The 9841-nt window shown below is 72.4% G+C and carries 10 protein-coding genes and 1 pseudogene; all 11 read right to left on the bottom strand.

All coding sequences use genetic code 11. The annotated features are described in order from the left end of the window. Window positions 1-410 precede the first annotated feature (410 nt). The 11 genes and pseudogenes from LCE31_RS09390 to lepB (LCE31_RS09340) all read right to left on the bottom strand — a co-directional run bounded on the left by LCE31_RS09390 (window position 411) and on the right by lepB (LCE31_RS09340) (window position 9841). Window positions 411-974 (bottom strand): TetR/AcrR family transcriptional regulator, encoded by a 564-nt coding sequence (locus LCE31_RS09390; protein ID WP_225013626.1) that lies wholly within the window; start codon window positions 972-974, stop codon window positions 411-413. Window positions 975-1007: 33 nt separating this feature from the next. Beyond that, the gene (whiG, locus tag LCE31_RS09385; protein ID WP_225013623.1) at window positions 1008-1844 is read right to left on the bottom strand and encodes an RNA polymerase sigma factor WhiG; all 837 of its coding nucleotides are present in this window, start codon (window positions 1842-1844) and stop codon (window positions 1008-1010) included. Between the two features lie 169 nt (window positions 1845-2013). After that, window positions 2014-3183 carry a DNA-processing protein DprA gene (gene dprA, locus LCE31_RS09380; protein WP_225013622.1) on the bottom strand — a complete coding sequence of 390 codons (1170 nt, stop codon included), beginning with the start codon at window positions 3181-3183 and terminating at the stop codon, window positions 2014-2016. After that, window positions 3180-4805 carry a YifB family Mg chelatase-like AAA ATPase gene (locus LCE31_RS09375; RefSeq protein WP_225013620.1) on the bottom strand — a complete coding sequence of 542 codons (1626 nt, stop codon included), beginning with the start codon at window positions 4803-4805 and terminating at the stop codon, window positions 3180-3182. Before LCE31_RS09375 ends, dprA begins: the two co-directional genes overlap by 4 nt. Further along, a complete protein-coding gene (locus tag LCE31_RS09370; protein WP_225013618.1) occupies window positions 4806-5168 on the bottom strand; it encodes a YraN family protein in 363 nt (120 codons plus the stop codon). It abuts the gene before it with no gap. Window positions 5169-5376: 208 nt separating this feature from the next. Further along, window positions 5377-5688, bottom strand: coding sequence for a DUF2469 domain-containing protein (locus tag LCE31_RS09365; protein ID WP_225013617.1), 312 nt, complete (start codon window positions 5686-5688; stop codon window positions 5377-5379). Window positions 5689-5740: 52 nt separating this feature from the next. Next, window positions 5741-6229, bottom strand: coding sequence for an NUDIX hydrolase (locus LCE31_RS09360; protein WP_225013615.1), 489 nt, complete (start codon window positions 6227-6229; stop codon window positions 5741-5743). Beyond that, window positions 6219-6980 carry a signal peptidase I gene (lepB, locus tag LCE31_RS09355; protein WP_225013614.1) on the bottom strand — a complete coding sequence of 254 codons (762 nt, stop codon included), beginning with the start codon at window positions 6978-6980 and terminating at the stop codon, window positions 6219-6221. Before lepB (LCE31_RS09355) ends, LCE31_RS09360 begins: the two co-directional genes overlap by 11 nt. A gap of 56 nt (window positions 6981-7036) precedes the next feature. Further along, window positions 7037-7975 (bottom strand): signal peptidase I, encoded by a 939-nt coding sequence (lepB, locus tag LCE31_RS09350; RefSeq protein ID WP_225013612.1) that lies wholly within the window; start codon window positions 7973-7975, stop codon window positions 7037-7039. Then, a pseudogene (gene lepB, locus LCE31_RS09345) lies at window positions 7869-8997 on the bottom strand (signal peptidase I). Before lepB (LCE31_RS09345) ends, lepB (LCE31_RS09350) begins: the two are co-directional and overlap by 107 nt. Beyond that, window positions 8990-9841, bottom strand: a complete 852-nt coding sequence (lepB, locus tag LCE31_RS09340) for a signal peptidase I (protein ID WP_225013611.1) — start codon at window positions 9839-9841, stop codon at window positions 8990-8992. The pseudogene lepB (LCE31_RS09345) and the gene lepB (LCE31_RS09340) overlap by 8 nt, the downstream one beginning before the upstream one ends.

Here is a 9841-nt window from a genome sequence, read left to right as displayed (position 1 = left end):
GGCGTGGACCTCGCCGCCTCCCCCGGCGCCACGGTGCGCGCGGCGGGTGCCAGCGGGGTGGGGGGGGGGGGGGGGGGCGCGGGGCGCGGGGGGCGGGGGATCGCCCTCGCGGGTACGGGCACGCCGGCGCTGCGGATCACCTACGAACCAGTACTACCGCTGGTGGCGAAGGGGGACGCGGTGCGGGCAGGGCAGCCGGTGGCACGGCTCGCCGCGGGGCCCTTCCACTGCCCGGCGGGCTGCCTGCACTGGGGACTTCTGCGCGGGAGCGTCTACCTCGACCCGCTGTCGCTGCTGCCGCCCGAGCTGCTGCGCGGGGCGCCGTCGCGGCTGCTGCCGCTGTGGGGCCCCGCGGGCCCGACGGCCCCGAGAGGCTTGGGGAGCGTCTGGGGCCCGCCGCGCGTCCGGGGTCAGATCCGGCCGCCGACGCCCCCGAGCGCCATGGAGACGGCGGCCTCCGCGATCTCGTCCGGCTCCTCGGCCGCCCCGAGTTCGATGCGGCGCACGGCCGCGTCCACGACGCCCTGGAGCAGCATGGCGGCGAGCCGGGGGCTGCGGTGGCCGAGGTCGCCGAGCGCCGCGACGACCATGGCGACGAGCCCGCCGTGGGACGCGCGGATCTTCTCGCGGGCCCCGTCGTCCAGCTCGCTCGCGGAGATGGCCACGACGGCGCGGTGACGCCGGTCGCCGACCAGCGCGAGCTGGGTGCGGACGTACGCCTCGATCCTGGCCTCCGGGGTGGTGGCGGCGGCCATGGCTGCGGACACCTCCGCCGCCCAGACCGGGAAGTCGACGGCGCACAGCTCCTCGACGACGGCGGCGCGGGAGCGGAAGTACTCGTAGACGGACGACCGGGCGAGGCCCGTGCGCTCGGCGAGAGCGGGGAAGGTCAGCGCCTCGGTGCCGCCTTCCGACAGCAGGGTGCGCGCGGCGTCGAGCAGGGCGTCGCGCTGCATGGTCCGGTGCTCGGCCACGGAGGCCGCTCGAATCCTGGGCACAGGACCACTCTACAAATCCGCCAATTTGGCCCGCAGCTGGAGGACCGACTTCGTGTGGATCTGGCTGACTCTGCTCTCCGTGACGCCGAGCACGTTGCCGATCTCCGCGAGTGTGAGGCCCTCGTAGTAGTAGAGCGTGACGACGGTCTTCTCCCGGTCGGGCAGGGTGTTGATGGCGCGGGCGAGCAGCCTGCGCTGCTCGCGGTCCTCCGCCACCTCGACGGGATCGTCGGCGGCGGTGTCCTCCAGGGTGTCCATGAGGCTGAGCCGGTCGCCCTCGGCGCCGACATGCAGCAGCTCCTCCAGGGCGACGACATTGGCGAGGGACAACTGGCTGAAGACCGCGTGCAGTTCATCGACGCCGATGCCCATCTCCTCGGCGACCTCCCCTTCCGAGGGGGTCCGCCGCAGCTGCGCCTCCAGGGTCGCGTAGGCGCGCTCGGCGGCGCGGGCCTTCTGCCGCACGGAGCGGGGAATCCAGTCCAGTGCGCGCAGTTCGTCGATCATCGCGCCGCGGATGCGGGTGATCGCGTACGTCTCGAACTTGATGGCCCGCGTGATGTCGAACTTCTCGATGGCGTCGATCAGCCCGAACACACCGGAGGAGACGAAGTCCGCCTGCTCCACGTTGGGCGGAAGACCGACGCTGACCCGGCCCGCGACGTACTTCACCAGCGGCGAGTAGTGCAGGATCAGCTGCTCGCGCAGCCGTCCGTCGCCCGTCGCCTTGTAGGACCGCCACAGCTCGTCGAGCGACGAGGGCGCGGGCGGCCGGTCGGCGCTCCGGGCCGTGGGGGGTGCCGACCGGGCCGCGGTGCGGTCGGGCCCGGAGGTGTGCTGGGGCATGCGGTGCCTTGAGCCGTTCTGCTGTGACGTGGGGAGATGGACTTGAGCGTAGCGTGACGTTCCGATCGCGGTACGCGTACGCATGGGGGGACGACGCGGCCGGGACCGGTACGGCGGTCAGCGGGATATGGAGGTCATTCGCCTCACCCTGTCACCCGAATGCCCCAGGTCAAGCACCGCCTCGCGAGGGTCCGCCGGTGTCCAGGAGCGGGGCGGCGGGACGCCACCTGTCGCTGTGTCGTTCGACAAACCCGAGGGAGTGAAGCTCGACCAGCCTGGCGAGGGCGTCGTCGGGTGTGGTGCCCGCCTCGCGTGCCACTTCCGCGACGGAGTCCGTGCCCCGTGCGGGCAGTGCCTCCAGGACGCGCGCGCACCCCGGCCGCAGCAGGTCCCTGGGCAGGACGGGCCCCCGCTTCTCCCGGGCCAGGTCGCCGATCTCCCCGACCAGCTCGATCACCTCTTCCGCGTCCGTGACCAGCACGCCCTCGCCGCGGAGCAGTTCATGCACCCCTGCGGAGAGGCCGCTGGTGACCGGCCCGGGGACCCCCATCGTGAAGCGGCCGAGCCGCTGCGCCCAGCGGGCCGTGGACAGTGATCCGCTGCGGTGTGCGGCCTCGACCACGACGGTGCCCCGGGTGAGTGCCGCGATCACTCGGTTGCGCAGCACGAACCTGCTGCGCGTCGGATGGTCTCCGGGCGCTAATTCGCCGACGACGAGACCTTGTTCGGCGATGCGTGCGATCAACTCGGCATGACCGCGCGGGTAGACGGTGTCGACTCCGCAGCCGAGCACCGCGGCGGTCGCCCCGCTCCCCGCGAGCGCGCCCCGGTGGGCCGCCGCGTCCACCCCGAAGGCGGCGCCCGACACCACCACCCAGCCCCTCCCCGCGCGCCCGCCGGCGAGCGTCGCGGCCATGTGGGCGCCGTAGGGGGTGCAGGCCCGCGCGCCGACCACCGCGACCGACCGCAGCGCCCAGAGCCGCAGGTCGGGCCCGCCGCGTACCCACAGCCCGACGGGTGCGGCGGCGCCCAGGTCACCGAGCTGACTGGGCCACTCCGTGTCGCCGGGGCAGACGAACCGCGCGCCGACGGCGCCGGCCGATGCGAGGTCGCGTTCGGGTTCGGCGGCGGACGCCCGCGCCCGGTATCCGTCGAGCCTCTGGGCCCCGACACCGGTGAGATGGGCCTCCGCGTCAACGCGGTCGCCGGTCAGCAGGTCCAGCAGCCGCACGGCCCCGAACCTGCGGAGCCAGCCGCCGCAGGTCTCGTCGCCCGGCTCGGTCGCCCGGGTGAGGGCGGCCCTGGCACGCCGCTCCGCGCAGGGCGTCCCGGCCGTCACGACGCCCCCGCCGGGGCCGGCGCGCCACGCGGGATTCCCGTGCGCATTTCGAGGGCCAGCGCGACCTCCGCCTCCTCCGGCCGGTCGCGGCCCCGGAGATCCGCGACGGTCCAGGCCACTCTGAGGACCCGGTCGAGCCCCCGGGCGGTGAGGATGCCCCGCTCCAGGTCGCGCTCCGCCGCGGCGAGGGCGCCGGGCCCGACCGGCCAGCGTGTACGCAGTTCGTGCCCCGGCACCTGGCTGTTGAGCCGCCAGGACGTGCCTTCGTACCGGAGCGCGGCCCGCGCTCTCGCCGCCAGGACCCGGGCGGCGACGACGGCGCTGTTCTCGCCCCTGCCGCCCTGGCCCAGCAGGTCGGCGCGCTGGACGGGCTGCACCCCGGCCCGCAGGTCCACCCGGTCGAGCAGGGGTCCGGACAGCCTCGCCTGGTAGCGGCGCACGGCCGAGGGCGGGCACTCGCAGCCGGGCCCGGGGCCGCCGCCGTGCCTGCCGCACGGACAGGGGTTCGCCGCGAGCACCATGAGGAAGCGCGCCGGCAGCCGCACCACCCCGGCGCTGCGCGCCACCACCACATGCCCGGACTCCAGCGGCTGGCGCAGCGCGTCGAGGGCCCGTCCGGCGAACTCCGGCGCCTCGTCGAGAAAGAGAACTCCGCGGTGGGCGAGGGAGACCGCTCCTGGCCTCGGCAGCCCGTTCCCGCCGCCGACGAGGGCCTGCATGGTCGCCGAGTGGTGCGGGGCGCAGTAGGGCGCGGCGCGTACGAGCGGTTCGCCGGGCGGCAGGATGCCCGCGACCGAGTGCACCGCGGTGACCTCCAGCGACTCCTGTCCCGTCAGGGGCGGCAGGATGCCGGGCAGGCGCTCGGCGAGCATGGTCTTGCCCGCTCCCGGCGGGCCGGACAGCAGCACGTGGTGCCCGCCCGCCGCCGCCACCTCCAGGGCCGTGCGGGCCGTCGTCTGGCCCGCGACATCCGCGAGGTCGGGTCCCCGCTCACCGCCGGCCGCGTCCGGGACGATCCCCGTGCCGACGCCGGCCCCCGGTACGACGAGCCCCGCGAGCATCGCGTCGGGGCCGTCTCCCGGGTCCTCGCGCGGCTCGTCGGGGACGGGCTCGTCGGCCAGCACCGCGATCAGCTGGGCGAGGCTGCGCACGCCCAGGACGGACACCCCCGGCACGAGGGACGCCTCGCCGGCCGTCTGTTCCGGCACGACCACCTGCCGGTAGCCCGCCTCCGCGGCGGCGAGCACCGCGGGCAGCACCCCGCGCACCGGTCTGACCCGGCCGTCCAGACCCAGCTCGCCGATAAACACGAGGTCGGCGATCGAGCGCGGGTCGATGCGCTCGGCGGCCCCGAGCACCGACACGGCCACCGCCAGGTCGAAGCCGCTGCCGCTCTTGGGGACGAAGGCCGGGCTGAGGCTCACCGTGAGCTTCTTCTGCGGCCACTGCACCCCCGCGTTGACCACCGCGGCCCTGACCCGGTCCTTGCTCTCCATCAGGCTCTTGTCCGGCAGTCCGACCAGGGTGAAGGCCGCCACTCCCGGCTCCAGGTCCGCCTGGACCTCGACCACCACGCCCTCGACACCGATCAGCGCGACCGAACACGTACGGGCGAACGCCATTCAGGCCACCCCCCGCACGTGCTCGACCTCGGGTGCGCCACGCCCGGGCAGCAGCACCCCGACCAGGTCGATGCGGACACCGCCCGGCGGCGGACCCGCGGACCTCTCGATCCAGCAGGCGGCCAGCCGTCTGAGCCGGTCCGCCTTCTCCGGCGTGATCGCCGCCATCGGATGCTGGAAGCCGCCGACCCTGCGGGTCTTGACCTCGCAGACCACCAGTACATCGGCGTCCATCGCCACGATGTCGATCTCGCCGGTCCTGCCGCACCGCCAGTTCCGCGCGAGCACGGTCATGCCCGCCCTCGCCAGCCGCCGTGCCGCCAGTCCCTCTCCGTACCGCCCCAGTGCCCCGGTCGCGTTCATGTCCGGCACCACCTCCCGGCACCGACTCTGCCGGTTCCGGCCGACACATGTGGATCTTGGTGCGGAACGGTGGAAAACTATGCGGTTGTGGATAAGTCGGCCACTCGGCCGAGTGAATTCAACCGCTTCAACCGGCACGACCGGCACGACCGGTACGACCGGCTCAACCGGTACGACCGGTACGCCCCGTTCAACCGGTACGACCCGTTCAACCGGCGGGAAGCTCCAGGTCGTCGTTCTTGTTCAGTTCCTCGATGTTCACGTCCTTGAACGTCAGGACGCGGACCTGCTTGACGAACCTGGCCGGCCTGTACATGTCCCAGACCCAGGCGTCCGCCATCGTGACCTCGAAGAAGACCTCGCCCTGAACCGAGTGCACCTGCATCTCGTAGTCGTTGGTGAGATAGAAACGACGCTCGGTCTCGATCACGTATTTGAACAGCCCGACGACATCTCGGTACTCCCGGTAGAGCTTCAGCTCCATCTCGGTCTCGTACTTTTCGAGGTCCTCGGCGCTCATGGCATCCCCTTCAGCCGTTCGTCCCCCCATTGTGCTCCGGCATCGGGCGCCGCTAGGCGATTTCGGTGTCGAGCGTCAGCGGCGTACCGGGGGGACCCTCGTCGAGCAGCGTACGCAGCAGCCCGGCGAGCCTGGTCGGGTACACCGTCTCACGCGTCGACTCCAGTTCCGCGCAGGTCCACCAGCGCAGGCCGCGGACGCTGCGCCGTTCCAGTTCCGTGAGTCCGGCCGGCGCGGTCGCGGTCCGCGTCGTGCGTCCGAGGAAGTACCACTCGTCCTGGTCCCAGCGCCGCCCGTCGAAGGGGAAGGAGCAGATACGGCGCCAGAGCACGGGCCCCAGATCGATCTCTGTGATTCCCGTCTCCTCCGCGAGTTCGCGGCGCACGGCCTCCTCGCGCGTCTCCTCGCCCTCCAGCCCGCCGCCGGGGGTGAACCACCAGGCCGTCCCGGGATCGTCGGGCTCGTACCCGTGCATCAGCAGGACGCGGTCGTCGGGGTCGAGCAGCACCATCCGGGCGACCCGGCGCGGCTCAGCGGACACCCGCGGCCTCCGAGGCGCCCGCGGGCACGGGCCGGGTGCGGCCCCGCCGGTTCAGCAGCGGGCCAAGCGCGGCTCCCAGGAAGATCAGCACGGCGCCCGCCACCACGGCCGCCGCCATCAGCCGCAGCGGCCCGCCGGTCGAGACCCCGCCGGGGAGCGCGGCGAACGTGCGGGGGCGGCCGATGAGGGTGGCCGGCGGCCAGGCGACGGCGTCGACCCTGCCCCGTACGTCGGAGCGGGGGACCGAGCCCTGCTCCTTGTCCTGGAGGTGGACGCGCGAGTCGAGCGAGGTGGCCCGCTCGTCGCCGAGCATGAAGAGCTCACCCGCGGGGACCTTGGCGGAGAAGTTCGCCCCGCCGGCGCGGCCTCCGTCCAGGGCCTTGTCGGTGTACGGCTCGTCGAGGGCGGTGCCGTTCACGCTGAGCCTGCCCTGTTTGTCGCAGCACGCGACGGTGTCGCCGCCGATCCCCACGACCCGCTTGACCAGCGGCAGGTCGCCCCACTCCGCGTCCTTGAAGACGACCACGTCGCCGCGGTGGACGTCGTCGCCGGACACGCGCTGGGCGAGGACCTTGTCACCGGCGTTGATCGTGGGGGTCATCGATCCGGTGGGCACGGTGTACGGCTGGTACTCGACGGCGGCCCAGGCGAACCCGCCGAGGAAGAGAACACAGCCGACGGCCACGACCAGCCCCGACAGCGTGCTGCCGAGCCGGCCGCGGCCGTCCTTCTTCCGTCCTGCCCTGCTCATCCCGGCACGCCCCCGCTCGGAGTGTGATCCCGGCCCTCGGGTATCCGGGAGGCACCCTACCCGGCGGTACGAGGCCGGGTAAGCCGCTTCCGGCGCCAGAGGACGAGCGGTACGGCACCGGCGAGACCGGCCGCCCCGGGGGCCGCGGAAGCCGCCGCAGCGCTGAGTCCTGACTGGTCAAAGGTGCCGGGCACGCCGAGGATGTGCCAGCGATTGACGGGCCAGGCGACGACGAAAGCGCGCCCGACGACGTCCTTTGTGGAGACCGTGCCGTTTCCGGGGAGGTTCTGGTGGTAGCGGGAGTCGCTGGAGTCCTGGCGGTGGTCGCCCATCACCCAGATGCGGCCCTTGGGCACCTTGATCGGTCCGAACGGCATGTCGTCGCAGGGGGTGTTGCCGGGGTAGATGTAGTTCTTCTCCTCCAGCGCGTGGCCGTTGACCATGACCTTCCCGCCCTTCTTGCAGGAGACGGTGTCACCGCCGACGGCGATGACCCGCTTGATCAGGTCCTTCTCCTGCGCGGACGGCATCAGGCCGATGAAGCTGAGGCCCTTCTGCACCACGTTCTGCTGGGGAGTCGGCTCCCCTTCGAGCCAGCCGCCCGGGTCGTGGAAGACGACGACCTCGCCCCGCGACGGCTCCGAGCCGAACCAGGGGGTCAGCTTGTCCACGAGGACCCGGTCGCCCCGCTGCAGGGTGTCCTGCATCGAGTCGGACGGAATCGAGAACGCCTGGACGAGGAAGGTCTTGATCACCAGCGCGAGTGCGAGCGCGATGATGATCAGCAGCGGCAGCTCCTTCCAGAACGAGCGCTGCTGGCCGGGCTGCCGCTTCCTGCGCGACCTCCGGCGCCCCCCGTGGGTGGTTGTTCCCTCGTCGTCCATCACTTCACCAGGCACTCCATGCACTCCATCGGTCACGGCTTCGGGCGACTCGGCGAGCTGCTCGCGGCCCTCCTCGGGACCTTCGTGTCCGGACCGTGCGCCGACCGCCACATCCCCCACATCCACTCCTTCACTATGTGTGAATTCGTCGGGTGCGAATTCACTGCGTGTGATCCCGCTGCGCGCGAGTCCACTTCGTGCGAGCGCCTGCCCCACGGCCGGGACAGAACCACCACTCCCATAACGAGCGGAAGTTCCGCAGGGCTCGGGGGTGCGGGCAATCCGTTTCCGTCCCGACGGGCCAGAGTAGGCGACCCGTACGTCGCGGACGCGTGAACCTCGCCCGGCCCTGGCACCGACCGGAACGTAGCGGGCTCCTCGAGTCTGCGCCCGTGCCCGAGGGGCCAGGCGATCACCACGGCACGGCCCACGACGTCGGAAAGGGGCACTGTGCCCTGGAATTCCTCGTCCAGATGGAAGCGCGAGTCGGCGGAAAGAGCGCGGTGGTCGCCGAGGAAAAACAGCCGGCCCTTGGGCACTTTCACGTCGAACGAGATCGTCGACGGAGCGTTGCCCGGGTAGAGATAGGGCTCGTCGAGCGCTTTTCCGTTGACGGTGACTTTGCCATTCTTGTCACAACATTTGACGGTGTCACCGCCGACCCCGACCACCCTCTTGATGAGGTCGCGGTCATTGGCGGACGGCAGCAGCCCGATGAAGGTCAGCCCCCGCTTGAGCTGCTTGACGGCGGCCGGCGAGGTGTCGGGGGCCTGCTTCTCCCCCGCCAGCCAGTCGCCCGGGTCCTTGAAGACGACGACATCGCCCCGGCTCGGCTCGGAGCCGAACCAGGGGGTCAGCTTGTCGACGAGGACCCGGTCTCCGACGCGGATCGTGTTCTCCATCGAACCCGAGGGGATCACGAACGCCTGGACGAGGAACGTCTTCAGGATGAGCGCGATCACCACCGCGACGACGATCAGGAGGGGTATCTCCGTGACCGCCGAGCGGCGTCTGCGGCGCTTGACGCGGCGCGCGAGCCTGCGCCGGTCCGCCCGGCCCGGCAGATGCGGCGCCGGGGCGGCGTCAGGGCCGTCGTGGAGCGTGTGGCCGGGCTGCCGGCCGCGCCTACCCATGAGCGCCTCCCGCCGGGGGCACATGGGCGAAGGCCGTGCCGCCGTGCCGTACGGACGCCCAGTGGCCCAGCGGCCAGCCGATCCACTGCGCCCTGCCGATCACCTTGCCGACGGGCACCATGCCGCCGCCGGGGTCGCCCAGGTGGTCGCGGGAGTCGGCCGAGTCGCTGCGGTGGTCACCGAGGACGAAGAGGGTGCCGTCCGGCACCACGATGTCGAAGGGGACGCTGGAGGGCGCGTCCCCCGGCTCTACGTACGGCTCCGTCACGGCCCGCCCGTTCACCTCGACCCTGCCCGACGCGGTGCAGCAGACCACGTGGTCTCCCCCCACGCCGACGACGCGTTTGACGTAGTCCGTGTCCGACGGGCCGGCGAGCCCGAGGGCCGCCGCGGTGCCGCGTACGAGCGAGACAACCGGGTTCGGGTGCGGCGGTTCGTCCACGAAGGAGCCGGTGCCGTCGAAGACCACGACGTCGCCCCGCCGGGGCGCGGCGCCGAAGCGGTAGGCCAGCTTGTCGACGAGGACGCGGTCTCCGATGTTCAGGGTGGGCTCCATCGAGCCGCTCGGAACGAGGAAGGGCTGCATCACGAAATGGCTGACCAGCAGCGCGAAGACGACGCAGATGACGCAGAGCCCGAGCAACGCCCGCCAGGTGAAGAACCGTCCGGGTTTCTCGCGCTCGGACGGCTCGGGGACCTCGGGCCCTGCTGCCGGGTTCGCGGCCGGTTCGGGGCCGGCGGTCCCCGCCGAGGAGTCCGAGAACACGGAACGCGGCCCCTCTTCCCTGTCCCCCGGAGGGATGGGTGAGGGGCCGCGTTCCGTGTCGTACGCGTCGCTGTCCAT

This window comes from Streptomyces sp. 8L (assembly GCF_020176795.1).
Lineage (GTDB): Bacteria > Actinomycetota > Actinomycetes > Streptomycetales > Streptomycetaceae > Streptomyces.
The sequence above is the reverse complement of the archived record's forward strand: the minus strand, read 5'-3'. Positions and strand labels throughout refer to the sequence as shown.